The sequence below is a fragment of the Halobacillus halophilus genome, assembly GCF_020171985.1.
Taxonomy (GTDB): domain Bacteria; phylum Bacillota; class Bacilli; order Bacillales; family Halobacillaceae; genus Halobacillus; species Halobacillus halophilus_A.
In genome coordinates, this window is sequence record NZ_JAIVAL010000005.1 from 21,308 (window position 1) to 44,649 (window position 23,342).

At 39.7% G+C, this 23,342-nt stretch carries 28 protein-coding genes and 1 riboswitch; of the genes, 11 read left to right on the plus strand and 17 right to left on the minus strand.

Annotated elements, in window-relative coordinates; all coding sequences use genetic code 11:
- Window positions 1-86 precede the first annotated feature (86 nt).
- From LCM11_RS09945 to LCM11_RS09955, 3 genes are all read left to right on the plus strand, one after another.
- On the plus strand, window positions 87-1,031 hold the full coding sequence (locus tag LCM11_RS09945; RefSeq protein WP_224894095.1) for a 1,4-dihydroxy-2-naphthoate polyprenyltransferase: 945 nt from the start codon (window positions 87-89) through the stop codon (window positions 1,029-1,031).
- 85 nt (window positions 1,032-1,116) lie between these two features.
- The gene (locus LCM11_RS09950) at window positions 1,117-1,512 is read left to right on the plus strand and encodes a hotdog fold thioesterase (RefSeq protein WP_224894096.1); all 396 of its coding nucleotides are present in this window, start codon (window positions 1,117-1,119) and stop codon (window positions 1,510-1,512) included.
- A 17-nt stretch (window positions 1,513-1,529) separates the two neighbouring features.
- A complete protein-coding gene (locus LCM11_RS09955) occupies window positions 1,530-1,898 on the plus strand; it encodes a hypothetical protein (RefSeq protein ID WP_224894097.1) in 369 nt (122 codons plus the stop codon).
- 48 nt (window positions 1,899-1,946) lie between these two features.
- Here LCM11_RS09955 and LCM11_RS09960 read toward each other — a convergent pair whose 3' ends face one another.
- The 6 genes from LCM11_RS09960 to LCM11_RS09985 all read right to left on the minus strand — a co-directional run bounded on the left by LCM11_RS09960 (window position 1,947) and on the right by LCM11_RS09985 (window position 9,120).
- Window positions 1,947-2,546 (minus strand): ECF transporter S component, encoded by a 600-nt coding sequence (locus tag LCM11_RS09960; RefSeq protein ID WP_224894098.1) that lies wholly within the window; start codon window positions 2,544-2,546, stop codon window positions 1,947-1,949.
- A 166-nt stretch (window positions 2,547-2,712) separates the two neighbouring features.
- Window positions 2,713-2,861, minus strand: a riboswitch (FMN riboswitch).
- Window positions 2,862-3,099: 238 nt separating this feature from the next.
- A complete protein-coding gene (locus LCM11_RS09965) occupies window positions 3,100-5,070 on the minus strand; it encodes a hypothetical protein (RefSeq protein WP_224894099.1) in 1,971 nt (656 codons plus the stop codon).
- Window positions 5,071-5,085: 15 nt separating this feature from the next.
- Complete coding sequence (locus LCM11_RS09970; RefSeq protein ID WP_224894100.1) at window positions 5,086-6,429, minus strand: ATP-grasp domain-containing protein; 1,344 nt, start codon at window positions 6,427-6,429, stop codon at window positions 5,086-5,088.
- A 155-nt stretch (window positions 6,430-6,584) separates the two neighbouring features.
- Complete coding sequence (gene ablB / locus LCM11_RS09975) at window positions 6,585-7,427, minus strand: putative beta-lysine N-acetyltransferase (protein ID WP_224894101.1); 843 nt, start codon at window positions 7,425-7,427, stop codon at window positions 6,585-6,587.
- Window positions 7,428-7,706: 279 nt separating this feature from the next.
- On the minus strand, window positions 7,707-7,928 hold the full coding sequence (locus LCM11_RS09980) for a hypothetical protein (RefSeq protein ID WP_224894102.1): 222 nt from the start codon (window positions 7,926-7,928) through the stop codon (window positions 7,707-7,709).
- Between the two features lie 133 nt (window positions 7,929-8,061).
- A complete protein-coding gene (locus tag LCM11_RS09985) occupies window positions 8,062-9,120 on the minus strand; it encodes a M20/M25/M40 family metallo-hydrolase (protein ID WP_224894103.1) in 1,059 nt (352 codons plus the stop codon).
- A gap of 123 nt (window positions 9,121-9,243) precedes the next feature.
- On the opposite strand from LCM11_RS09985, the gene LCM11_RS09990 reads away from it, so the two are divergent.
- Window positions 9,244-9,795 (plus strand): thioredoxin family protein, encoded by a 552-nt coding sequence (locus tag LCM11_RS09990; RefSeq protein WP_224894104.1) that lies wholly within the window; start codon window positions 9,244-9,246, stop codon window positions 9,793-9,795.
- A gap of 98 nt (window positions 9,796-9,893) precedes the next feature.
- A complete protein-coding gene (locus LCM11_RS09995) occupies window positions 9,894-10,892 on the plus strand; it encodes a potassium channel family protein (protein ID WP_224894105.1) in 999 nt (332 codons plus the stop codon).
- Here the strand turns inward: LCM11_RS09995 and LCM11_RS10000 are convergent.
- From LCM11_RS10000 to LCM11_RS10010, 3 genes are all read right to left on the minus strand, one after another.
- The gene (locus LCM11_RS10000; RefSeq protein ID WP_224894106.1) at window positions 10,863-11,291 is read right to left on the minus strand and encodes a YugN-like family protein; all 429 of its coding nucleotides are present in this window, start codon (window positions 11,289-11,291) and stop codon (window positions 10,863-10,865) included. The genes LCM11_RS09995 and LCM11_RS10000 overlap by 30 nt on opposite strands.
- Window positions 11,292-11,408: 117 nt before the next feature.
- On the minus strand, window positions 11,409-12,755 hold the full coding sequence (locus tag LCM11_RS10005) for a glucose-6-phosphate isomerase (protein ID WP_224894107.1): 1,347 nt from the start codon (window positions 12,753-12,755) through the stop codon (window positions 11,409-11,411).
- A 149-nt stretch (window positions 12,756-12,904) separates the two neighbouring features.
- Window positions 12,905-14,071 carry an iron-containing alcohol dehydrogenase gene (locus tag LCM11_RS10010; protein ID WP_224894108.1) on the minus strand — a complete coding sequence of 389 codons (1,167 nt, stop codon included), beginning with the start codon at window positions 14,069-14,071 and terminating at the stop codon, window positions 12,905-12,907.
- A gap of 150 nt (window positions 14,072-14,221) precedes the next feature.
- Between LCM11_RS10010 and LCM11_RS10015 the strand changes: the two genes are divergently transcribed.
- Complete coding sequence (locus LCM11_RS10015; protein WP_014644117.1) at window positions 14,222-14,458, plus strand: DUF378 domain-containing protein; 237 nt, start codon at window positions 14,222-14,224, stop codon at window positions 14,456-14,458.
- Window positions 14,459-14,506: 48 nt separating this feature from the next.
- Here the strand turns inward: LCM11_RS10015 and yugI are convergent, their stop codons facing one another.
- The gene (gene yugI / locus LCM11_RS10020; RefSeq protein ID WP_089752180.1) at window positions 14,507-14,899 is read right to left on the minus strand and encodes a S1 domain-containing post-transcriptional regulator GSP13; all 393 of its coding nucleotides are present in this window, start codon (window positions 14,897-14,899) and stop codon (window positions 14,507-14,509) included.
- Window positions 14,900-15,113: 214 nt separating this feature from the next.
- Between yugI and LCM11_RS10025 the strand changes: the two genes are divergently transcribed.
- Both LCM11_RS10025 and LCM11_RS10030 read left to right on the plus strand, forming a co-directional pair.
- Entirely contained in the window at window positions 15,114-15,467 is a 354-nt protein-coding gene (locus LCM11_RS10025) for a helix-turn-helix domain-containing protein (RefSeq protein WP_224894109.1), read from the plus strand.
- A gap of 213 nt (window positions 15,468-15,680) precedes the next feature.
- On the plus strand, window positions 15,681-16,856 hold the full coding sequence (locus LCM11_RS10030) for a MalY/PatB family protein (protein WP_224894110.1): 1,176 nt from the start codon (window positions 15,681-15,683) through the stop codon (window positions 16,854-16,856).
- A 27-nt stretch (window positions 16,857-16,883) separates the two neighbouring features.
- Here the strand turns inward: LCM11_RS10030 and LCM11_RS10035 are convergent, their stop codons facing one another.
- Together LCM11_RS10035 and LCM11_RS10040 are read right to left on the minus strand one after the other, a co-directional pair.
- Window positions 16,884-17,462 carry a superoxide dismutase family protein gene (locus LCM11_RS10035; RefSeq protein ID WP_224894111.1) on the minus strand — a complete coding sequence of 193 codons (579 nt, stop codon included), beginning with the start codon at window positions 17,460-17,462 and terminating at the stop codon, window positions 16,884-16,886.
- Window positions 17,463-17,567: 105 nt separating this feature from the next.
- Window positions 17,568-17,783, minus strand: coding sequence for a hypothetical protein (locus LCM11_RS10040; RefSeq protein ID WP_224894112.1), 216 nt, complete (start codon window positions 17,781-17,783; stop codon window positions 17,568-17,570).
- Between the two features lie 92 nt (window positions 17,784-17,875).
- Between LCM11_RS10040 and LCM11_RS10045 the strand changes: the two genes are divergently transcribed.
- Window positions 17,876-18,262 carry a kinase-associated lipoprotein B gene (locus tag LCM11_RS10045; RefSeq protein ID WP_224894113.1) on the plus strand — a complete coding sequence of 129 codons (387 nt, stop codon included), beginning with the start codon at window positions 17,876-17,878 and terminating at the stop codon, window positions 18,260-18,262.
- 49 nt (window positions 18,263-18,311) lie between these two features.
- Here the strand turns inward: LCM11_RS10045 and LCM11_RS10050 are convergent, their stop codons facing one another.
- Window positions 18,312-19,490, minus strand: coding sequence for a cation:proton antiporter (locus tag LCM11_RS10050; protein ID WP_224894114.1), 1,179 nt, complete (start codon window positions 19,488-19,490; stop codon window positions 18,312-18,314).
- Between the two features lie 6 nt (window positions 19,491-19,496).
- Window positions 19,497-19,985 carry a cation:proton antiporter regulatory subunit gene (locus LCM11_RS10055; RefSeq protein ID WP_224894115.1) on the minus strand — a complete coding sequence of 163 codons (489 nt, stop codon included), beginning with the start codon at window positions 19,983-19,985 and terminating at the stop codon, window positions 19,497-19,499.
- Window positions 19,986-20,202: 217 nt separating this feature from the next.
- Between LCM11_RS10055 and deoD the strand changes: the two genes are divergently transcribed.
- Entirely contained in the window at window positions 20,203-20,913 is a 711-nt protein-coding gene (deoD, locus tag LCM11_RS10060) for a purine-nucleoside phosphorylase (protein WP_224894116.1), read from the plus strand.
- Between the two features lie 30 nt (window positions 20,914-20,943).
- Here deoD and LCM11_RS10065 read toward each other — a convergent pair whose 3' ends face one another.
- The gene (locus LCM11_RS10065; RefSeq protein ID WP_224894117.1) at window positions 20,944-21,165 is read right to left on the minus strand and encodes a hypothetical protein; all 222 of its coding nucleotides are present in this window, start codon (window positions 21,163-21,165) and stop codon (window positions 20,944-20,946) included.
- A 291-nt stretch (window positions 21,166-21,456) separates the two neighbouring features.
- Here LCM11_RS10065 and LCM11_RS10070 point away from each other — a divergent pair, with 291 nt between their 5' ends.
- Complete coding sequence (locus LCM11_RS10070) at window positions 21,457-21,939, plus strand: divergent PAP2 family protein (protein ID WP_014644128.1); 483 nt, start codon at window positions 21,457-21,459, stop codon at window positions 21,937-21,939.
- Between the two features lie 67 nt (window positions 21,940-22,006).
- Here the strand turns inward: LCM11_RS10070 and LCM11_RS10075 are convergent, their stop codons facing one another.
- Window positions 22,007-22,645 (minus strand): 3D domain-containing protein, encoded by a 639-nt coding sequence (locus LCM11_RS10075; RefSeq protein WP_224894118.1) that lies wholly within the window; start codon window positions 22,643-22,645, stop codon window positions 22,007-22,009.
- Between the two features lie 373 nt (window positions 22,646-23,018).
- A complete protein-coding gene (locus tag LCM11_RS10080) occupies window positions 23,019-23,336 on the minus strand; it encodes a YuiB family protein (RefSeq protein ID WP_224894119.1) in 318 nt (105 codons plus the stop codon).
- Window positions 23,337-23,342: the final 6 nt, after the last annotated feature.

Sequence of the window (23,342 nt, forward strand, 5' to 3'; positions counted from 1 at the left end):
AATACATGTATTGACACTCAAGAAGTGTTTCTCTAAACTTAATTTGTTATCATATGAGTAGTTAAAGTACAAGGGAGAGGACATCTATGAGCTCTGTTCCAAATCAAAACATGAAAGCTTCCTTGAATGAACGTGAAGGTTTCCAGGTATGGTGGAGGCTGCTAAGACCTCATACTCTGACGGCTGCCTTTGTTCCTGTATTTGTAGGAACAATGCTTGCTGCAATGGAACAGCCGATCAATTTGGGGTTATTTGCCGCAATGTTATTAGCTTCTATCCTCATTCAAGCTGCAACAAACATGTTTAATGAATATTACGACTATGTAAGAGGACTGGACAATGAGAATTCCGTTGGTATTGGCGGGACAATTGTAAGAGACGGCATCAGCCCGAGTGTGGTACGTTCCCTTGCTATTGGCTTTTTTGTTATGGCTGGATTGTTAGGGATATATATTTGTATCGCATCAAGCTGGTGGATCGCTGTTATCGGTCTTGTTTCCATGCTATTTGGATACCTGTATACAGGCGGGCCTTACCCAATTGCCTATACACCATTCGGAGAATTGACAGCAGGTTTTTTTATGGGAACGATTATTGTAGGGATTAGTTATTATATCCAGCGATTGACGATTTCATGGGAGGTTGTTCTTGTTTCCATTCCCGTCGCTATATTTGTTGGAACCATTCTGCTTGCTAACAATATTCGAGACAGAGTGGGCGATGCCGAAAACGGCAGAAGAACATTAGCTATACTATTTGGTCATAAAGGATCAATTCGCTTTTTAACTGTCCTTTTTCTAATTGCCTACGGACTGACGATCGCATTAATTATCTTTAGCATTTTGCCCTATTGGTCATTTATTACCCTATTCAGTGTAGGGAAAGGTTACCAGGCTATTCAAGGGTTTAAAGGAAAATCTCAACCTCTTGAGATGATGCCGGCAATGGTAGCCACTGCCAAAACCAACACGAGGTATGGAGTCCTATTGGGCATTTCTATGCTATTGCAGATTTCGATCCCTCTGGGATAACTAAAAGGATGGCTTCAAGCCATCCTTTTTCTATAGGTTTGACTCCTGATGCAAAGGGAAATATGAGGTAAAGGATGGATATCTAATGGAAAAATTAATAAAAAATACTCTAATGGAAACCTTAGGTATGGAAATTGAAAATGCGCAAGCTCATTATGTTCAGATCCGCATGCCTGTGGATCATCGTACTCATCAGCCTATGGGCTTCCTACACGGTGGTGCAAGCGTAGCCTTAGCTGAAAGTGCTGCCAGTATAGGCGCATACTTAAATGTGGATGAAGAGAAGCAGCAGATATTTGGTATCGAAATTAATGCCAATCACATTAAGAGTATTCGCAAGGGGCACGTCACCGGTAAAGCAACGCCCATTCATATCGGGCGCAATACCATGGTCTGGGAAGTCAAAATCCTGAATGAAGAACAAGAAACGATTTCAATATCCAGGTGTACCATAGGGGTAGTACCTGTAAAAAATAATTGAAAAGGGGCCGATTTCACATGTTAACAGAGAAACAAAAAGAATCCTTTAAAAAACAGCTTTTAGAAATGAAAAAAGAAGCAGAAGAAGAGCTCGAGGAATACAAAGATGATCGATTGAAAAACGACTATGAAAATGATGACACGGGAGAGATTTCAAGCGTAGCCGATCACCCGGGAAACTTAGGAACTGATCAGTTCGAACGGGAAAAAGAGCAGACTTTTTATGAAAAATCACGTGAGAAATTAATGGAAGTCAATGATGCTTTACAGCGAATGGAAGAAGACCGTTATGGATTGAGTGAGAAATCAGGTGAACCTATCCCTGTAGAACGTTTAGAAGCTATGCCGACAGCCCGGTATCGAGTGGATGAAATAGAAGATGAATAATATTAAATAATAAAAAGCTGTCCAACTAATTGGACAGCTTTTTATTATTCAGGCAGCTTTGGAAGATCTAACACTCTTCTGCTCAATCCAAGGCTTTAGCTTAATAAATAATGGAACAAATAGTGCTCCAATAATGATTCCTTTTAGTGCATTAAATGGAAGAATTCCAGCTAAAATGGTAATCCATTTAACATTAGCACTCATAGTTTCCCACCCCATAAACCAGCTGTATGCCGGTAGGATGAGAAAGTAGTTAAGGACACTCATTCCCGCCGCCATAATAATAGAACTGGCTATTATGCCAGATACTAATGATTTTGTAGATTTGAACTTATGATAGATCATGGCTGCCGGGACCACAAACAGGACACCTGCTGCAAAATTTGCTACTACTCCTACTGGATCAGCAGCCCCTGTGTAGATGAGATAAAGTGTATTCTTTAATCCTTCTACGATGACTCCCGCTAATGGAGTAAAAAGAATAGCCGCAATCAGTGCAGGTATCTCACTGAAGTCAACTTTTAAATATTGAGGAAGTATAGGGAGAGGAAAATTAAGCAGCATTAAAACCATAGAAATACTTCCCATTAGAGCTAATATAATTAATTTAAGCAAATTTGACGATTGACCTGTATAAGGGTTCATCATCGATCTCCTCCTTCATCTTTTTCATCGATTCACATCCCAGATGAAGGTGAACGCATTCCTATTTCCATAATAAAAACCCTAAAGCATACATAAAGGGGCTTTAGGGTGGAGTAATTGTCCATAGGAAACACTGGGTAGAAATATATACACTTCTACCTGTTCCGTTCGCCATCTTCTCCCATCCAGACTGTAACTGTCGGTCCCGGATTTTCACCAGGTCCACCGTTTAGCACGAAGCCAAACGGGTCACGGACTAAGAGCGCAAATACGCTCATCACCGTCGGTCGGGAATTGCACCCTGCCCCGAAGATGGAATCGATATGTAATTGTACTTTTATTTTAAACAAAGAGTGTAAAAATGGCAACTCTAAAGTTATAAACCATTTTTACCTTAGTAAGGGTAAATGAGAACTTTCAATTGAGTTTCGGAACTATTCGTAATAAAAAAAGTATAAGAATTGCACTTTAATTTAGGCGGTCCAACTTTCATTTACCTTCTGCGATCTCCATAAAAAGATCCCGGTTTCTCACAAACCGGGATCTTTTCACTTTTCTATAATTGTACCCACGTATGCTGTTCGCCCCAGCTCTCTTTTGCTAACTTCTCTACCTGTTGGACAATTTCATCTTCCACAGCATAAGCGTCTCCCTGTTCATATTGGTTATAATGGAATGCATATAGCCGGGAGACAAATTGATGGAATGGAAGTGAGGACTCTCCCGGAATCTCATTACAACCTTCTACACTGGGCTCTATACCCTGCCCCCAGTCCTGAGAGCTATCGTTGTTTGGGTTATAGAAATATATCCGGATTTCTCCACTCGGGTCTTTAGCAATTCTTTGAATAGAAACGGCGTGGAGCCCTAATAATTTCCCAAATGCATTGGTAATAAATATTCCAACAGGGTTCGGATAGATCAGTTCATAACCTTCATTATAATCTGGATGATGGGTGCCATAAAATAAGCGGACAAATCCTGGGTAATCAGCTACGGATCCTGTCATAGGGTCAATCACACCGCAAAAACCTTTTTGTACCCAGTTACCATAAAATGCTGGATTAACCCACTTATGAACATCATCACCACGGAATTTAGAACGACGCACCAGTTCTGAATAAATCCGATCTAAATGAGGGACAAGAATTAGTGAAACAGGGTCTAATTCATCGTGTAGATCATCAACTAAACCTTCCCTTAAATCTTTGGAGTGAATCGTTTGTCCTTCAAAGGTAAGATCCACATCCCCGTCCCTAGCCGCTCTTGCAATTAAGTCAAGTAAATGCCCGGGAGCATGAAGGGACCATAGACTTATTCCTCTCGCTGTTTGACAAGTAGGGTTCATTCCCTGCCCTATACCAAGCGGCTGCCCAAGTACGCTGATTACTCCAGCGATCAGTATACTGTTCGCCGTAATCCCTTCATTTCCATTAATGGAGTTTAACAGCACTTTTCTGGTTTCTGAATGAAGATCCAATTCAAAAATTCTGCGCATCCCTGGAATAACCGGCGATGAAGATAGAACACCTCGATCCAGCATCTTTGCCAGACCATATAGCGACTGTCTTAATGGAATATGAATTCCCGCCTTAATTAATTGCTGCACAAACGAAAGGTGTTCTTCTAAATTTGCTTTTCCCTTATTCGTTAAATCCAGCGCCTCAGCCAGTAACTGAGGATGCTGTTTATTAATGTAACGGACCAGTACCACATGATTAGATGCGACAAGCCCCGTTTCACGCATCGTTTTAGCAAAAGAATGGGCTTCAGCCTTAAGGGCATCCTCTTTTAAGTTCTTAATTTTATTTCTGTATTTTTTGGTGTCACAGTTTTTGCTTTTTTTCGTTCTGCCTTTAATAGCGTCTACGTAGGTTTGGATGGATTTTCTATCTGACTCCGCAATATCTTTTTCCAATAACTTTTCGGCATGATTTACCATTTTAACTATCCTATTTACCATGATGGGACGCTGTGCAATAAGACCACTGATTTCTTTCACAAGTTCGCCTGAAATAGAAGCTAATGATAACTTTTCTTCTAAGAATTGAAATAAGCGCTCCATCCGGTCTTTTTCTTTTCCTTCTCCTTCAATTCGCGCCGCTTCTGTTTCTTCTGGAAATAGAATGTCTATGTTTAAAGCCATAACTTCGTGCAGAAAAGACTGAGCCTGACCTTCTGAAACCCCTTCCCGCTTGTACACCCCTTTGGCTATTGCCACCATTCTTAATTCACTTAGCATTTCTGAAATGGTTGTTAAACCACCTGCCTGCAGAGATCCTTTAACAAGATAAGGCTGCAGTTTAGACGGGTCTTCCCAGGGACTGTCCTGGAAAATGCCAGCTTGTTCATAGCGTTCCGCAAGTTGGTATAGCGCTGATAAACCTTCCTCATCATCCATCAGCTTAGCCGCTGCCTGTAATACATTACTTTGATACATGGACTTTGCAAATGAATAAGTAGACTCCATAGTCTCCAGTTCTTGTTTAAAAGCCTCAATTTTAGATGTATCCATTTCTACTGCCATCGCATGTGCTTCCTCCTAAATATAAAAATCATAGTCTACATAATCGGTTAATAACTGTGAAATCTCTTCGCTGTCATTCCCGTGCAAAAATACCGTTCCCCAGTGATTTCCATAACCTTCATTTGTATCCTGAAACTTTGTAATCGTGGGCTTATACAACGTATGTTTATCAAAACTCGGATGACTTTCCATCTCAGGCGGAATTTGCACTCGACTTACAGTTTTCTTGCGGGGATAGACTAAGAAACTTCCCGCATGTCCGTCGGCTTCTACTTCTTTAGGTACGTATTTTTCCAACTCTTCCTGAGTTGTATGAGGATCGCAACAAAGAAGATGAGCACCAAATGGATTGAACTTGTAAACTTTTTGAATCAGTTCAAATATATGACCGCCCGGAATCCGGTAGGCGACCTCTCCAAAGTAAACCTCTTCCTGATCCGTAATAAAGAATTCTGGATGAATCATGCCGTATTGAATATCAAACGCCTGGATAAGTTTCTCCACTTCTTCTACTATCAAAGGGCGATAGTGTTCTAAAGCAGCTGATGGCGGAACCATACTGGAGTATCCAAGAAGGACATATTCTGTGATATTCAGAAACTTGATTTCACCCCTATGAATGAAAACCTCACATGAAATTTCCATCCCATGCAGATGACTCTCTACAAGGCCGGGAAAGCTTTCATCCGTTAACTTGCTTTCGATATCTTCTTCTGAAAATATCATGCGATGACCTGCGGCTCCTGCCTTATTTAATGCTTTGAAATGGATGGGATCAGGATCCTGACTATGGTTTTTCAACAGGGATTGGTTAACCCTTCTGAAAAAACGTTTTACCTCTTCCTTATTTTCTACCTCTTCAAATACGCCTACTTTTAACCCACCTATATGAGCCCTGCGCTTCATCATCGCTTTATCTCTAAAGAGAATAGAGTGTTCGAATACATTTGGGTCATTACGCAGCCGGGCATTCAATGCGCCAGACCACTCTACTGTTTCCTCGAAAATAGGAATCGCATGACCAACATCCAATTCTACTAACTGTGCGTAAAGATCCCCTGATCGTTCATAAACCTCCTGGTAATGGCTTGGTTTTCCAAAATCCCATGCAAAAAAAGGAATGTTATGCTGCTCAGCATATGGTTTAAAATCTTCATGGCTGACCACTATATATGGTTTATTCATGTGCTGCATAGCTTCAATGGACGGCACACTCCACCCAATTAACGCTACTTTACTGCCGCGCTCTGGTCGTTCATGATTAATTCTAAGCGGTCCCATCTGCCTTCCGTTCAACCGCTTGCGATCATTTTGATTGGTAAATTTAAATGAATTTGTTTCTTGATTAAGCCTTGGCATATGATTTTCACCTATCCTTGAAATAATTAAGCAACATTTTGTTAGAATCTCCACGAAAGACCTGTTTATCCTAAATACAAGTGAATTTTTAAGTTAATTTTAAAAATATTTTATGTATAAAAAAACAGGACAGCTAGGAGCTGTCCTGTTCCGTTTCAAAGAATTTTATACCAGATATTCATATCTTCCAGTCCCGTCCCGATCCAGCTATTCTGAATCATGCACCCTCCATAAGTAAATCCTTGCTGAGCAGCCACAATATTCATTCCCATTGAAGTTGCCCTTGTATAGGAAAACATTGTATGAATTCCTAATTCTTTCGCTTTTTCTTCAAGAAAAGGATACTGATGAGATAAAAGACCTTTCCCTCTATGTTCAGGTAAGGTTGCACAGTCTGTAAATTCTGCTGCTTTATATTCAGGAAATACATCAGCAGAACAGGCACTAACTAACTTATCACCTTTAAAAATGAGCGCAAAATGAACATGATCGTTCATCATGTCAACAATATACTCTGGATTATGGATAGGAGTAGGATACTTAGCAAAAGCAGTTTGATAGAGTTCAGCCATTTCTTCAGCATTCTCTTCTCTACCCCACTTCATGGTATAACCATCGATTAGCTTTTTAGCTCTGGAGGTGGAAGAATGATTCAATTGTTTAACATAATCAATAACGTTTCCCTCTTTTTTCTTTTCTCTCGCAGGGTTTAAATATTTAGCATAAACTCTTGTATCATCTCCACGGAAAAAACCTTTAATTTCTCCTTCAAATTTACAGGAATGTGCTTGTAAATCTCCCTCTTCTTTACTTCCAGTTTTCACATAAAAAATAAGCTTATCACAGTCATTTTTATAGGCTGCATGCGTAAGCTCCTTTAGAAACCCACTTACATCATCAGGCAGATCATACACCTTAACCCTTCGGCTTACAGGTTCCACGTCAAAATAACTTTTTTCCATTAAGGTGCCGGCAGATAGAAAATCTCCAGATATCATCAGGTACACTCCTATTTATTGTCTATTGTGGAGAGATGGACTACTCCTTATCGACATAACTGCTGAACAACTCAGTATCCTTGTTCAGTAACCATCTTCAATAATCATTCTACCTTAACCACGTGTCTATATAAGTCTAATTTTCTTGGAAAGACTCCGAAGTTTTTGTCGAAATTCTACTATTTTTGCCGTATAGAACGTTGGTGATGCTATAATCTGTATCTCTGGAAATAAATAAGCCCCCCTCATGTACAATAAGGGGGAACTTCCGTTATGTCTTTATCCACTCATCATGCCTTCTCTTTTATGGGTTTCTGCCGCGTTAAGCAACAATCTCAAAGAAGACGATACAGTATTAATATCTACTAAACCATCTTCTAACTCTTTTACTTTATCCAGCTGATGAAATACATATTCTTCGCATCCATTAAACGTTAACTCTCCCGTACTTATTCTTCCCTTTAGAGACATAATACGTTGATGAAGTAATTCCCGATCCATTCCGCTCTCTCCTTCGTTAAGGAAATAAACTTTATACATTAATGGATAGTATATCCAAAGAATCAAGAATTATTCCAAACCAGGAGTGAATTAACTAAGAACATAACTTGAAACGGGGCTCATCGTACTTTTATTAATCTTCTAATGGATTTAAATTTTCTTCGCCTGTCATACTGGCAATCATTTCTACTAACAAGTCAATTTCTTCGTCGATATCCTTAATGCTTACGGTTTCTACCGGAGAGTGCATGTACCGAAGAGGTAGAGATACAAGGCTTACTGGAACACCCTTTCCAGTAAGACGCATTTTATCTGCATCTGTACCTGTCATTCTAGGAGTGAGTTCGTACTGTACTTTCATATCCAGCTTTTTAGCCGTTTTCTCCAGCAATTGGTTGATTTTACGATTGATTGGCGCACCTTTTGCTAGCACAGGACCTTCATCTAACTGAATATCCCCGTATTTATTTTTGTTCACTCCTGGATAATCTGTAGCGAAAGTAACATCACAGGCAATAGCCATCGTGGGTTCAATACCTGCAGCAGCAAAGAACGCACCTCCCATATTGGTTTCTTCATTAACCGTACTTGCCGCATACACCCCCACTTTAACTTGTTTTTCAGATAAGCGTCTGAGTACTTCTCCTACAATGAATTGACCGGTACGATTATCCAATCCTCGTCCAGCTATGTAGCGGTCCATCATAACTTCTGGGCTACGTTTATAAACTGCTAAATCACCAATTTGCACTAGTTTTTCTATCTCTTCTTTAGATTTTGCACCACAATCAATGAATAAATCATCAACCCCGAAGTCTCCTTTTAATCCTCCATGGTGTTGAGCATTAACGCCTATTACCCCTGTCAACGTTCTCTCATAACCTAATATCGTGACTTTCATGCCAACAGCAGCTTTCGGGTTAATTCCTCCCATTTTATCAAAATGAAGGTATCCCTGGTCATCAATTCGATTAATCACCAATGCGATTTCATCACAGTGGCCGGCCAGCAGCACTTTGAAATCCGCTTCCGGATTCAAAATCGCAATAGCATTTCCGGCATGATCCGTTCTCACTTCATGAGCAAATGGTTTCACTTCTTTAATCCAGCGTTTTTGAATCTCCATCTCCATACTTGAAGGAGAGGGAGTCTGTAGCAATTCAAGTAAAAAATCCAATCGGTTTTCATTCATTTATTATTCCTCCTTTGTCTCTCATCATCATATCAAAAAAGTCACTAAGTTTTCTAAATCATGCTTAAACCATCATTCTTTAGGGAAAGTATTGAGATGTAATAATTAGAAGGAGGGGTTTCGATGAATTTGGAAGACTGGTTTCAAAAAGGAATGACTGCGCAAGAATACGTGGATTCAATGGACAAGTTCCAAAAAGATCTTATATATATATATGAGCACTTTAATATCTCTACTGAGGACTATCCTTTTTTTGAAAAACTTCAGAAAAAAGATATACGTGCCGTGGTTCTTACGGAAGACTGGTGCGGAGATGCGATGTTAAATGTCCCTATTTTTCTTCGATTAGCGGAAGCTGGTCATATTGAAACACATTTTCTAAGACGTGATGATAACCTTGAATTAATGGACCGGTATCTTACCAACGGGAAATCCCGTTCAATACCGATTATCATCTTCATAGATAGAGATGGGGAAGAGATTTGTTCATGGGGGCCAAGAGCACCAGAGCTGCAAACGTTTTTGGATGATTCCATTGGAAGCCTCCCTGAGAAAGAAACAAAAGATTATCAGGAAAAGCAGAAACAGATGCTTACTTTTATCACAAAAGCTTATCGCGATCATCAGAATTTCTGGCATTATGTTTATAAGGATATGATAAGAACATTAGCATAAGTTTAAAGTTAACTTGCCCCTAAGCGATTAGGGCAAGTTTTTTTATGTTTGAATCATCTTTTTATTAGTTATAATGAACTAAAAAAGGGGCATTCATGATGCAATCCTTCGTTCGTCTATATTTTCAAATACCTTTATTCTTAAGACTTTTAGGGACAGTCATCGTGATGATGACTTTTTTCGGTATGATTATCCATTGGATTGAGCCGCGGAGCTTCCCTACTTTATTTGACGGGGTATGGTGGGCGTTTGTTACCGGGGCAACAGTAGGTTATGGAGACTATGTCCCATTGAGTGCCCTGGGAAAGATTACGGCTATTCTACTTATCTTAACTGGAGGCGGACTGGTAACCTTCTACATGGCAACTTTGTCAGCCTCTACAGTGAAACATGAAGAAGCTTTAGTTCGGGGGGAGGTGGACTTCCGTGGGTCCAATCATCTGGTGATCATCGGTTGGAACGAAAGAACAAGGCAGCTCATAGATATGATGGGATTTCAGGGAATACAGGAGAGAATTGTTCTCATTGATCGTACGATGCACGAATTTTACCGTAATTTGTCCTATGTACATTTTATCAAGGGAGATGCTACTGACGAAGACATTCTCTTAAAAGCGAATCTTTGCGAGGCGAGAATGGCGGTTATTACCGCAGACCCTTCTAAACGGGAAGAACAATCAGACCAATCCGTTATTCACCAGACGGTAGCGCTAAAAGGCCATCACCCGGAATTATTTATAATTGCCGAGGTATTGACTGACAGACAGAGAATTAATGCGGAAAGAGCAGGAGCAAACACAGTAATTCGATCAAATGATTTTATGAGCAGTCTATTCTTCCACGAACTTTATCGTAATGATCCAGTTCAGCCTTTTGAGTTGTTACTGGATTTATTGACGACCAGACAATTTCATGAAGAAAAAGTACCTGAAAATTTGGAAGGGCAGCCTATCATTCAAGCTCTTGAATACTTCTTGAAGAAAAGCTGCCAAATTATCGGTATTAAAAAGGGGAAAGAAGTCTCTTTTGATCTCGATGGAGAAATGAAATTGGAAAAAGGAGATTATTTAATCGTCTTCTCCCCGCTTCGTCAATAAAGCTTGCTCGGCTTCTGCCAGCACTTCCTGCCCTGTACTTATGTGCTCCTCTGGAAATGAAGCGTCTTTATCTACTGGCTCTGAGAATTGATCAAAAATTGCCCGGAAATTACCTTCCTTAACGTTATCATCAAGACCTGGATTGTATTTATGAGAGAGTAGGAAAGGTTCTTCCATGCGTATAGTTGCATAGTCAGTAGGAGCATCCATAGATCCAGACTCCATTGTAAACGGCAGTCGTATAAACTGATAGCCTACATGATCATCGATTTTATAATCGAAGTATCCATGTTCGTAATCCCAGTTGTCCGAAAGCTTAAAACCAATTGGTTTTAGGGCAAGTTCTGCATCCGTAAATCGATATACTTTTCCTGTAAGCGATGAAGATAATGGTATCATTCTATTCACTCCTTTTAAGGACTAGCTTGCCCAATTAAAAACACCTCAGGTCATCCAAAATATGGATGACCTGAGGTGTTAATTATTTCCTATCCTCTACACATAATAAAACGTAACTTACAGGCGTTTTTCAAGCTGTTCTTTCTCTTTTTCAAACCCTGGTTTCCCTAAAAGGGCAAACATATTTCTCTTGTATGCTTCCACTCCAGGCTGATCAAACGGGTTGACGCCAAGTAAGTATCCGCTGATCGCACAAGCCTTCTCGAAGAAATACACAAGATAACCAAACGTATAAGCATTTCTTTCAGGAAGATGAAGAATAAGGTTTGGAACTTGTCCGTCAGTATGAGCGAGCATAGTGCCTTGATACGCTTTTTCATTTACCTGATCAACGGTTTTACCTGCTAAATAGTTCAAGCCGTCTAAATTCTGTTCATCTTCTTCAATCGTAATATCAGAAGCAGGCTGCTCAACATGGAGCACAGTTTCAAACAAGTCTTTTCGCCCATCCTGAACATACTGACCAAGCGAGTGCAAGTCTGTGGAGAAATTTGCTGAAGCAGGGAAGATACCTTTTTGATCTTTTCCTTCACTTTCCCCAAACAGCTGCTTCCACCACTCACCAAAATACTGCAGAGATGGCTCATAGTTCACTAACATTTCAATGGTTTTTCCTTTGTTATAAAGTACATTGCGAACAGCTGCATATTGGTAAGCAGGATTTTCTGTAAGTTTACTTGAGCTTAACTCCTGTCGTGCAGCCTGAGCGCCTTTCATCATTTCATTAATATTAATTCCGCTTGCCGCAATCGGAAGCAGTCCTACAGCGGTCAAAACGGAATAGCGTCCGCCCACGTCATCGGGAACGACGAAGGTTTCATATCCTTGCTCTGAAGCCAACGTCTTTAAAGCACCTTTTTTCTTATCCGTGGTAGCGTAAATACGTTTACGTGCTTCCTCTACTCCGTACTTATCTTCCAGAAACTTGCGGAAAAGGCGAAAAGCAATGGCAGGTTCTGTTGTTGTTCCGCTTTTAGAAATTACATTAATTGAAACATCCTTATTTTTAAGTACATCAAAAAGTTCATTCATATAAGGAGCACTAATACTATTGCCTACGAAGAACACTTGCGGAGTATTACGATCCTCAGAGGCGAGTTCATTGTAGAAACTGTGATTCAGCATCTCAAGAGCTGCTCGTGCCCCAAGATAAGACCCGCCAATACCTATTACAAGGAGAACATCAGAGTCTGATTTAATTTTTTCAGCTGATTGATGGATACGTTCGAATTCTTCTTCATCATAATCTTCCGGCAGATCCACCCAACCTAGAAAATCACTTCCTGGGCCTTTTTTTCCGTGTAAAGCTTCATGAGCTAGAGTAACGGCATCCTGCATATAATCCAATTCATGTTTACCGAAAAATGGCAACGCCTTTTCATAGTCAAATCGTACATGTGTCATATCTTTCCCTCCATTTGGTCATATAATAACCTAATCCAATTTTCACTTTATAGGAACCTACTTCTATAATCAAGCAAACTTGAAATTGTAAACGGATACATTAAAAAAAGAGATCCAAAACCAAACGTAATGGATCTCTCTTAAGCAGCCTATTTAGACATTTCTAAAATTTGAACGACATCTTCGGACTCTAATTGATTAAAGTTCCCGAAAGGTCCTCTTTTCATTGCCCGATCAGTAATAACATCAAATTTCTCATCGTCGATATCATAGTAGCCCAGTGTTTCTGGAGCTCCTATTGAACTCCAAAATGTACGGAGTGCCTGAATTCCCTCTTCGCCAACCTCACGGCTGGATTTTCCTTCAGGATTAACTCCGAACACCTTCACTGCCAGCTGTTTGAAACGATCTGGGTTTACATCTAAGTTGTGTTTCATCCAATTTGGGAATAATATAGCGAGGCCTCCCGCATGAGGGATGTCGTAAACGGCCGAAACAGCATGTTCAATATTATGACTAGCCCAATCACCTCGATACCCCATTTGGAGCATACCATTCAGAGCGATTGTACCTGAATAAAGAATCGTTTCACGATGCTCGTAAGATTCCGGATTATCAAGAAGCTTAGGTGCCGTATTCACCACCGTTCTTAACACACCTTCAATCATCTCATCCTGAACAGGGGATTGCGTTGGATTATGGAAATACTGCTCTAACATATGAGTCATCATATCCACTATTCCATATACAGTCTGGTCTTTGGGAACAGAAACAGTATACTGAGGATCTAAGATAGAAAATAAAGGATTGGTATATGGCGGAGCTCCCCAGCCATACTTTTCATTAGTATCCCAATTGGTAATTACAGAACCAGCATTCATTTCTGAACCAGTAGCGGCAAGCGTTAATACGGTACCAAAAGGAATAGCATCCTCAGGTTTTTCTTTTCTTGTTACTAAGTCCCAAGGGTCTCCTTCATATTTTGCGCCTGTAGCGATCGTTTTGGTACAGTCGATGACACTTCCACCGCCAACAGCTAACAGGAAGTCTACTCCTTCTTGCTTACATATCTCCACACCTTTTTTCACGGTTGTCAGCTTAGGGTTAGGGTCAACTCCAGAAAGCTCAAGAATTTCAACGGAAGCTTGATTCAGTTGTTCAACCACCTGATCGTAAATTCCATTTCTTTTAATACTTCCGCCACCATATACCAGCAGTACTTTTTTAGTACCTTCAGGTAACTGAGACGGCAGCTGGGTTACTTGGTCTTTACCAAAAATTAATTTCGTTGGATTATAAAATGTAAAAGTATCCATCTATAGAAACTCCTTTCTAAACTATGTTCACTTATCATATTATCCCCCATTTTTGTCTAAGGCTCAAAAGATATGCAATATGTATATTTTTTGGAAGGTGGCTCAAGCTAGAAATGATTCTATTTCAATCTTGAACAGGAGGGTTTTATCATGAGTTGGATTCAACGTGTAGCTTTACTGCTAATTATTGTCGGAGCTATCAACTGGGGATTAATTGGGCTATTCCAATATGACCTGGTTGCTGGTTTGTTTGGCGGTGGAGAGCAGAGTGGAGCTTTTGCTCGTGTCATCTATACTCTCGTCGGCATTAGTGGACTTATCGCCATTTCCATTTACTTCTCACCTGCTGCTGAATATAGTGACTCTACAGTAGAATCAACAGAATAAAAAAATGGCTCAGGTTAGATAACCTGAGCCATTTTTAATCACGGATCATTATTTACGATACTTTTCACGATCATCAGACTGCTTGATCCAGTCTTCAAGCTTGTCCTTCAAAGTGTTAAATCCTGAAGAAGCATCTTCCTGTTGCTGCTGTTTAGGTGCCGCTTGTTTACGCGGGCGACGTTGTTCAGCCTTTGGAGCTTCTTGTGTGGCACGAATGGAAAGAGAATATTTATTGCTCTTTTCATCGATATTCAAGATTTTAACTTGCACTTCATCTCCTTCAGAAAGATGCTCGTTAATATCTTTCACAAAACCGTGGGTCACTTCAGAAATATGAACTAAACCTTGAACTTGATCATCAAGTGCAACGAATGCACCATATGGTTGAATTCCTGTGACTTTACCTTCTAATACTTGACCTTCTTGAAACTTCTCTGACATGCTATACAACTCCTGATATATATTATTCGATTCTTTTCACGCAATTAATGATTTTACCACAGTTAGGCACATTTAGCAAAACTCTATCCAGAATAAAATCAACAGATTACGTTCGTCAATTTCTGACAATTTCTTTAGTGACCCTTTTGTGAATTCAGGTCTTCTCTATTATCCTCCATGGTATAATGGAGAAAAGCACAGAGGAGGAATTGTTATGTCAATTGGGAATAATATTCGAAAACACAGAGAATTAAAAAAGGTTACTAAAGATGAATTAGCCATGAAAGCAAGAATGGGAGTTCACACATTAGAAAGCTATGAAAATAACGAACGAGTTCCCGAACTCGATACCATCTTGAAAATTTCTACTGTACTTGATATTCCCGCTTCAGAGTTAATGGAAACAGAAGAAGAAGATACGCTGATGGACGATGAATTACAAACCCTTATTAAAGAAGTTGGGGTTAAACGCTCAAAACTAATCTTAAAAAAGGCTCGTGATTTTTCTGAACAGGATGTTCTGCGGGCTATGAATCTCTTATACGATTTAAATCAGCAAAAAAAATAAATAAATAGGTTTAATATCTATCAAATGTGGTAATAATGTATAACGTAAGACTTTCTCGTATTCCCCCTGTGTAAGCAAAGCGTACGCTCGCTTTGCTTATTTTTTTTGAGAATGACTAACTTGAATCTAAATCATTTGAAACGATATATTTTCATTTAACTGAATCCATAGGTTATCATAAATAGTAAACAAACAAGAGACGGAGGGCTGACTATGAGTCGTTTTAACACAGTAACACCTAGAAAAGGGACAAGATCGGTTAAATGGGATATGGCTGAAGATTTGTATCAGGATAAAGAAGTACTGCCCATGTGGGTAGCTGACATGGATTTTCAGATCCCTGAGGCAGTCAAACAGGCTCTTCAAGAAAGAGTTGAACATGGCATCTTTGGTTACACTTGGCCGGATAACCTTATAAAAAATAAAATAACTGACTGGCTCGATAAGAGACACAATTGGGAAGTGGAAGCTGACTGGATTACATATAGCCCTGGAGTTATCCCTTCCTTGCATATGATTATTCAAGCGTTAACCCAGGAGAAGGATCCCGTGTTAATCCAAACTCCTGTTTATCCGCCTTTCTACAGCGTGGTAAAAGACCATGAACGAGAGTTAATAACTAATCCTCTAGAGTTTACGGGAGATCGTTACGAGATTAATTTCGAAGATTTCGAGCAAAAAATAAAAGATCATAAGGTCAAAATGTTTATTTTGTGCAATCCTCACAATCCAGTGGGAAGGGTATGGACAAAGGACGAATTAAATAAAATGAGTGAAATTTGCGTGAAACATGATGTGATGATCATTGCAGATGAAATCCATGCCGATTTAATTTTCAGTGGCCATACTCATATTCCAATAGCTTCCTTAAATGAAGAAATCAAACAGCGTACCATTACGTGTTTGTCTCCAACCAAGACATTTAACCTAGCAGGGCTGCAAGCCTCCTATTTGGTGACAGCGAATAAAGAATTTAGAGAACAAATCGACCAGCAATTTAAGAACCAGGGAATGGTTATGTTAAATACACTTGGTATTACAGCTATGGAAGCTGCCTATGAATACGGCGAGGAATGGCTGGAAGAATTAAATCAAACATTAGAGTACCATCGTGACTATGTCATGAAACGATTTCAAGAAGAAACCCAATCTATTCGAGTCCTTCCGGCAGAAGGAACCTATCTTCTCTGGCTGGATTGCCGCTCTCTCGGCCTCGAACACAAAGACCTTAAATCCTTTATGCAAACGCAAGCTAAAGTCGGCCTGAACGATGGGGCTTCTTTTGGAGAAGAGGGAGAAGGTTTTATGCGGATTAACATTGCCGCTCCTATGTCTATTCTTGAAGATGGAGTGACTCGGATTATAGATGCTGTTCAACAGAAAGAATAAAAAGGTCTCCCTCTTAGGGAGACCTTTTTAACTCTCTTCTTGCTTTTTATCCGGCTCTGTAGGGTCCGTAGTTTCATCTTCATCTGCCTTTAACGTAATTTCTCCACAGGCGATTCGTTCGCCAGAATTTCCAGATGGCTGAGACATTCCGTCATCTACACCACTGCTCAGAACAATGGATGTACCTTCCTTCCTTAACAGTGACTGCTGAGCTTCTTTAAGCTTAGCTTCACTTAAAACAAGCTTTACATCAATCATTCCACTTCCATCTGCTTCCACATTTGCCATGTCTCCAGCATGAGCACCCTTCGTATTCATCAATCCATGCTCTTTATCCATTGGATTAAAATGGTTACCCGCACTTTTAAAATCTGGAGCCTCACATTTAGGAAATTCATGAATATGAACCGCATGAATGCCCGGCTCCACTCCTTCAACCTTAAGGGCGACTTCCACCCCTTCTGGACGCTCCGTAAAAGTCGCGGTTCCAATTTTATCGTTTTCACTATTATAAATTGATGTTTCAAGCGGTGATCTTTCTTCTCCAGAAGCACAGCCACCCACCATAATTAAGAAAGCAAGAACTGGCAATAACCATTTGTACATAATGTACCTCCATTTATAGACCTCAATGTTATGATTATTGTCCCCCATCATTTAAAATTATATAACAAAACCACGCCTATGATTGGCGTGGTTATAATTTGTATATCAGTGTTCGTTCTCTTTGTGCTCCTTAGGATAAAACGTTTCTTCGGTTTTCTTTTGTTCTTTACGGGAGGCCTTAATAATAAAAATCATCGTTACAGCCGCAGCAATGATAAATAAAATAAGCATAAGTACTGCTGGAATGTACTCAGATTTATCTTCTGGAAAGTATAAGAATTCCATCATAGGACGATCACTTCCTTCCATATCTCCTGTCATTATATCAAATTATCCTCCCGTTTTTCACGAGCTTCACCATTTCTTCACAATTTAAATGTTTGGTACAATGAATGAGAAAAGGAGGAGTTTTGATGGCTGAATTTGAAAAAGGAGCTCTTGTAAAAGCTCACTATAAGACAGGTATCTATGTGGGAGAGGTCGTAGAAGACCGAAACCGCTTCTATTTAGTTAAAATACTCGCTGTAGATAAGCACCCTATGCAAGGTGATCTCCATAATCCAGGTCAAACAGAAGATGTATTCTTCCATCAGCGCAAAGCACTCAGCTTTAACGAGAAAGCTAATGTGCAAAAAGAAGCGGTTCATCCCTTTGAAGAAGAGACGGTTCCAGAATATGAGGCGTCACTAAAACAGGCTGTAGAAAAATTAAAGACAAAACTGACTAGAAGAGAAACAGAGTTCAACCTAAACGCCAAGCAGCAGCTTGAAGATTTAGAAAACCAATACTTCAAGTCATAATTGTCTCCCTGATGAGGGGGTGCCGGATAGGCTCCCTCTTATTGCTTCTTTAACCGCCGGGAACTTTTAGATTCCTCTTTTTCTTAACTGGCTTTCCATACACTTTATTCGTAATCCACGAAGCTTGTTCAAATAAGAGCATTCCTATAAAAGCAGCAATGACGATATATAAACCACTGAAAACTTTTAAGACCCCCGCAGCCGTACTTGCAATTACTACAGAAAACTCTCCACGTGCACACATGGATAACCCCGCTCTTAGAGAAACACGCTTGGACAATCCATACAACGGACCACCAAGTACTCCTAATAAAATCTTAGATAATACAGACCATACTAAAATGGATACAAGAAGCCCTGCCATAGGCACCCCATCTCCAAGCTCAATGGTCGTCCCAAAGTAGATAAAAAAAGTAGGAAGCATTAAATCTCTAACGGGATATACGGTTTGCTCGACTTTTTCAATTTTTCCAATCTCCGCTAGCATCATTCCGGCTAAGAATGCACCTAGCACTTCAGATAATCCAAGTAAGAGGGCGAGCCCCCCAAAGGAAAGGGCAATTCCGACCAGGAGTGCTATCTTAAAATCTTCATCATCAATTCGATCTAGAAACGTCTCGAAACGTTTGAAAAGGGTTTTACTTAATATGATAGCTAAGGCGGCCAATCCTAAGATTTTACCTACTAACAAAATAAAAGTAAGAGAAGTAAAGCTTTCCCCTGAACTCACGCCAAATAAGATAGCCACAACGATGGGCGCAACCAGGTCTTCAAAGATGAGGATAGCCAGCATAAATTCGGTTTCCGTATTAGCCATACGTCCACGGTCATCTAACAGCTTGGCGGTGATAGAAGAACTGGTCGCATACGTAATGCCGCCAATCAAGAAGCTTGAAAATAGATCTAAATTAAATAAAAGCGCAATCCCCGTTGTAACCCCCAGACTCAAGAATACGTCGAGAAGCCCCGAAGGCCATATTTTTTTCGCAATGCCTCCCAGACGATTCACATTAAACTCGAGTCCTAATATGAAAAAAAGCAATACAATTCCGATTTCACTGGCAAAATGCAGCAATTCGCTGTTGTGGAGGAAGTCAGCCAATATTATCCCTAATAAAATGTATAAAATGACATTGGGTACTTTTATCTTCAAACTTAAGAATCCTAAGTAAAAGATGAAGAGTAAAATCAGCCCAGCCCCCAGTAAAGCCGGAAAATCAGTAGGCACCTATGATCATTCCTCTCCTTTACACAAATCTGACAATGTGTCGATTTGATCCTGTTTACCAATTGTCATGATAACGTCTCCAGGTACCAATGTAGTATTTGCCTCTGGAATGGCGATGGTTTCATCCCCTTTGACAATACCAATAATGGTGGCCCCAGTCTTATTTCTTATTTCGGATTCTTCAATTGTCTGATTAGCAATACTTGAACGCTTTGATAATTCAACCCAGTCAATAACAATCTGATTCTTGAAGATTTTCAATTTATCAGCATCTACTGGCTGATAAGTAGCACCTAATAATTGTGCTCCAAGCTCTCTTGTCTCATCAGAGGTAAGATCCATTGCAAAATCAGCCTCTTCACTATCTGCATCCTCAAAAAAATAAAGCTCTCTCTTGCCTGTGTGGTGGACAATTAACACAAGCATGCTGTCTTCACCTGTTTTTAAAGAGATTTTTTGACCAATCCCAGGCAGCTGGGATATTGAAATGTTCATCTGACCAGCACTCCTTACTTTCTTCTTCCATTTAATTATAACAGAATGCTCCCTGTTGATAGGGCTGATTCTATATGAAAAGGAATTTCTTTATCATTTGAGTCATGATAAATTCTTTTAACGATCTAATATTCTTTATGCCCCACGCCAATTTGTCATCTGAAATGGTGTGTGGTAATTTAAAATAGGTAAAACGATACCTTAGGAGGTTAAAATAATGACAACACATATTGGGGCTGAAAAAGGAGAAATAGCAGAAAAGATCCTTCTTCCCGGAGATCCTTTACGAGCTAAATATATAGCTGAAAACTTCTTAGAGAATCCTGTTTGTTATAATGAGGTCCGCGGAATGTACGGTTATACTGGGACCTATAAAGGTGAACGAATATCTGTACAAGGTACAGGTATGGGTGTTCCGTCTATTTCAATATACGTAAATGAATTAATTGAAGGCTATGGTGTAAAGCAATTAATTCGTGTTGGATCTTGCGGAGCCTTACAAAATGATGTGAAAGTCAGAGATGTTATCCTTGCTTCTACGTCAACAACGGATTCACAAATGAACCGGATGGTTTTTGGCGGTATCGATTTCGCTCCTGCTGCAGATTTCAATTTATTAAAAAATGCTTATGACGCTGGTACGGAAAAAGGTTTAAAATTACGAGTTGGAAATGTATTTACGAGCGACAGTTTTTATCGCGACAATGCGATGGATTTATTTAAACAGCTCGCAGACTATAATGTATTAGCCGTTGAAATGGAAACCACAGCTCTTTATACATTAGCAGCCAAATATGGTTGTCAAGCTCTTTCTGTATTAACTGTAAGCGATCATATTCTTACAGGGGAAGAAACAACTTCCGAAGAGCGGCAAACTACCTTCAATGAAATGATTGAAGTGGCGTTGGAAGCTGCCATTCAAGAGTAATCAAGGACACCCTCTTCAAAGAGGGTGTTTTTAATTTTGTCTAACTTCAATTAGATCTTTCAGTTCCAATTCATACATCGTATCTCCTGCAATCACTAGGAAAAATTCGGGACGTATTTGTTCAAGTATCCCGCGAAAGGTTAGGTCTCTCGTATAAACGACTACGCATTTACCTTGGTTTTTATAGAGGCTTTTTGCTCGATCAGACTTCAGGATAGATCGAGGGGTGGAATCAGGTAATTTTAATGCCATAGTATTACCCCCTGCATCACAGCTTTCTTTATCTTATACAGTTCCTGTGGTTAGGTTTGGGCCAAAACCTTCTAATTTTACCCCCTTTCTACCGTTTAGGTTTAAAGCTCTTTCTACAAGTATTCCTAATCCAGTTGAAATTTATGACCAATTAAGGTCCCCTTAACCTGCATCCTTTATTAAGACGTCCCACCTAAAATTATGATATAATTACCATGTTCTGATTTAATACAAGTCAGAAACTGCAATTTTATATACATATATCTCTTAATTTGTGGAAAGGATGTCAACATGTTGTTGGACTTACTGCATAATTTCCCTTTATGGGCTTCAATTGCTTCGATTTTTTTTGCTCAGATAGTAAAAATTCCGATTCAATTTATTGCATCCAGAAACTTTAACCCCAGCCTGGCATTCAGCACCGGAGGCATGCCCAGCAGTCATTCGGCTGCCGTAACGGCGCTCGCTACAGGCGTAGGAATCCAGCAGGGATTCAATTCGTCGATTTTTGCCGTTGCTTGTGTGTTTACCATCATTGTGATGTTTGATTCAACTGGAGTCCGGAGGCAAACTGGAGAACAGGCCATTATGCTTAACATTTTAACAAATGATTTTAACCGGTTTGTGAATGAAGCAAGAGATTGGGGTAATAAAGAACAGTACCAGAAGAAAGAAGAATTGAAAGAATTATTAGGGCATCAGCCAATTGAGGTTTTTTTCGGAGGATTGACAGGAATTTTATTAACCTTTTTGCTCTACGCCTGGATTTATTAACCTGCAACTTGATATCTAAATTAAATAACATTAAAAAAGAAGGGTTCCCATGAGAAACCCTTCTTTTTTAACGCTTTAAAATTTGAGATCGAAAAACTTGTAAGGACTCGTTTTCATTTAGTACATTTAATCGCTCTTCTGAAAGAGTTCCGTTACCCTCTTCTATTATATAGACATCTAACGTTTTTTTACCCCATTGTTTGTAAACCTCTTCTACGGTTGGAAAATATAAATCAAGCTCATTCCCTTGAATAGCAGCACCTTTATCTGCGACAACCCCATAACCATAATCGGGAATAAAAAGTATCGTTCCTATAGGAAAGACATCGAGGTCGGCTGCAATCGTCGAATATAAATCTCTTTTTACATTGACTCCTGAAAAGGTAATGCCATAACCAGGGTGTTCCGGGGTTTTACCCGTCGATTCCGGCCCTGCCGTGTAACCGGTAGCTGTGACAGTATGCGACTGAAATTGAGAGAGGTTAAGCGTTTCAACTAGCTTTCGTTCAGATTCTTCTGCCGCCCTAGAAAGAAGCCCAGGTTGAGTGGCGGAAGCATCTATATATTCAGGAGCGTCCTTTCTAAACTTAACAGAGACCCATTCATCGAAATCTCCCATTGATAGATTGGATACATTGGCTACTGTGTTGTATAAAGCTAAGGTAAACAATACAAATAACAACGTTTTTTTCAGGCGTTTGCTCATGAAAATCACCTCTAGGTGTAATCATGTCCAAGCTTGAATAATTTATTCAGAAGCATTCAACTGAAATATGAAAATCGTTAGATGGATAAGGGATGAGGGGGTAATAACTCGCTTTCCCGGAGTCTTACAAGCGGTCTTACAAGACGCAGGAAAGCGAATTATCCCTCGCAGGACCTTTCTTCTCATAAAAAATTTCGAAACGTAGTCTTACACAATTCGTCCCTATTGCATAATAAGTCTTACGAAAAATCACCAATAAACTATAAAAGAAATTCAACTCTTTTTATTCTGGAGAAGTGAAAAGTTCCCGAGGTGCGACTCCCAGTCAATCGCATTAAAAAAATAGCCTCTTCTCACAGAAGAGGCTGTTTTTTTAAAACATTTGATAGCCATTTTTCCTTAACCAGCGGATAACAAGCCCAGCTACAATAGTACCAGCTAACCCGCTCGCCAAAATTATTATATCAACTACTTGTAAATTCACTATCTTTGCAAATACAGTCGGAAAAGAAGTGGTTGGTTGTGAAAAATACTCGGTCCAAGGAAAGTCGTCAACGATAAACAGAACGATCACTGGATAAACAAATGACATAACCCATGAGGACCGTAAAAGCATGTTCAAAAGGAAAGATATCCCAAAAAACAATACAAAAAACAATAAAATAGAAACAAAAAACTGTATGATGTTCAATGAAGT

What these genes read in the sequence shown, in the direction of transcription:
- LCM11_RS09945 (WP_224894095.1), top strand. Translation starts at nt 87, where the DNA reads ATGAGCTCTGTTCCAAATCAAAACATGAAAGCTTCCTTGAATGAACGT.
- LCM11_RS09950 (WP_224894096.1), top strand. Translation starts at nt 1,117, where the DNA reads ATGGAAAAATTAATAAAAAATACTCTAATGGAAACCTTAGGTATGGAA.
- LCM11_RS09955 (WP_224894097.1), top strand. Translation starts at nt 1,530, where the DNA reads ATGTTAACAGAGAAACAAAAAGAATCCTTTAAAAAACAGCTTTTAGAA.
- LCM11_RS09960 (WP_224894098.1), bottom strand. Translation starts at nt 2,546, where the DNA reads ATGATGAACCCTTATACAGGTCAATCGTCAAATTTGCTTAAATTAATT.
- LCM11_RS09965 (WP_224894099.1), bottom strand. Translation starts at nt 5,070, where the DNA reads ATGGCAGTAGAAATGGATACATCTAAAATTGAGGCTTTTAAACAAGAA.
- LCM11_RS09970 (WP_224894100.1), bottom strand. Translation starts at nt 6,429, where the DNA reads ATGCCAAGGCTTAATCAAGAAACAAATTCATTTAAATTTACCAATCAA.
- ablB (WP_224894101.1), bottom strand. Translation starts at nt 7,427, where the DNA reads ATGATATCTGGAGATTTTCTATCTGCCGGCACCTTAATGGAAAAAAGT.
- LCM11_RS09980 (WP_224894102.1), bottom strand. Translation starts at nt 7,928, where the DNA reads ATGGATCGGGAATTACTTCATCAACGTATTATGTCTCTAAAGGGAAGA.
- LCM11_RS09985 (WP_224894103.1), bottom strand. Translation starts at nt 9,120, where the DNA reads ATGAATGAAAACCGATTGGATTTTTTACTTGAATTGCTACAGACTCCC.
- LCM11_RS09990 (WP_224894104.1), top strand. Translation starts at nt 9,244, where the DNA reads ATGAATTTGGAAGACTGGTTTCAAAAAGGAATGACTGCGCAAGAATAC.
- LCM11_RS09995 (WP_224894105.1), top strand. Translation starts at nt 9,894, where the DNA reads ATGCAATCCTTCGTTCGTCTATATTTTCAAATACCTTTATTCTTAAGA.
- LCM11_RS10000 (WP_224894106.1), bottom strand. Translation starts at nt 11,291, where the DNA reads ATGATACCATTATCTTCATCGCTTACAGGAAAAGTATATCGATTTACG.
- LCM11_RS10005 (WP_224894107.1), bottom strand. Translation starts at nt 12,755, where the DNA reads ATGACACATGTACGATTTGACTATGAAAAGGCGTTGCCATTTTTCGGT.
- LCM11_RS10010 (WP_224894108.1), bottom strand. Translation starts at nt 14,071, where the DNA reads ATGGATACTTTTACATTTTATAATCCAACGAAATTAATTTTTGGTAAA.
- LCM11_RS10015 (WP_014644117.1), top strand. Translation starts at nt 14,222, where the DNA reads ATGAGTTGGATTCAACGTGTAGCTTTACTGCTAATTATTGTCGGAGCT.
- yugI (WP_089752180.1), bottom strand. Translation starts at nt 14,899, where the DNA reads ATGTCAGAGAAGTTTCAAGAAGGTCAAGTATTAGAAGGTAAAGTCACA.
- LCM11_RS10025 (WP_224894109.1), top strand. Translation starts at nt 15,114, where the DNA reads ATGTCAATTGGGAATAATATTCGAAAACACAGAGAATTAAAAAAGGTT.
- LCM11_RS10030 (WP_224894110.1), top strand. Translation starts at nt 15,681, where the DNA reads ATGAGTCGTTTTAACACAGTAACACCTAGAAAAGGGACAAGATCGGTT.
- LCM11_RS10035 (WP_224894111.1), bottom strand. Translation starts at nt 17,462, where the DNA reads ATGTACAAATGGTTATTGCCAGTTCTTGCTTTCTTAATTATGGTGGGT.
- LCM11_RS10040 (WP_224894112.1), bottom strand. Translation starts at nt 17,783, where the DNA reads ATGACAGGAGATATGGAAGGAAGTGATCGTCCTATGATGGAATTCTTA.
- LCM11_RS10045 (WP_224894113.1), top strand. Translation starts at nt 17,876, where the DNA reads ATGGCTGAATTTGAAAAAGGAGCTCTTGTAAAAGCTCACTATAAGACA.
- LCM11_RS10055 (WP_224894115.1), bottom strand. Translation starts at nt 19,985, where the DNA reads ATGAACATTTCAATATCCCAGCTGCCTGGGATTGGTCAAAAAATCTCT.
- deoD (WP_224894116.1), top strand. Translation starts at nt 20,203, where the DNA reads ATGACAACACATATTGGGGCTGAAAAAGGAGAAATAGCAGAAAAGATC.
- LCM11_RS10065 (WP_224894117.1), bottom strand. Translation starts at nt 21,165, where the DNA reads ATGGCATTAAAATTACCTGATTCCACCCCTCGATCTATCCTGAAGTCT.
- LCM11_RS10070 (WP_014644128.1), top strand. Translation starts at nt 21,457, where the DNA reads ATGTTGTTGGACTTACTGCATAATTTCCCTTTATGGGCTTCAATTGCT.
- LCM11_RS10075 (WP_224894118.1), bottom strand. Translation starts at nt 22,645, where the DNA reads ATGAGCAAACGCCTGAAAAAAACGTTGTTATTTGTATTGTTTACCTTA.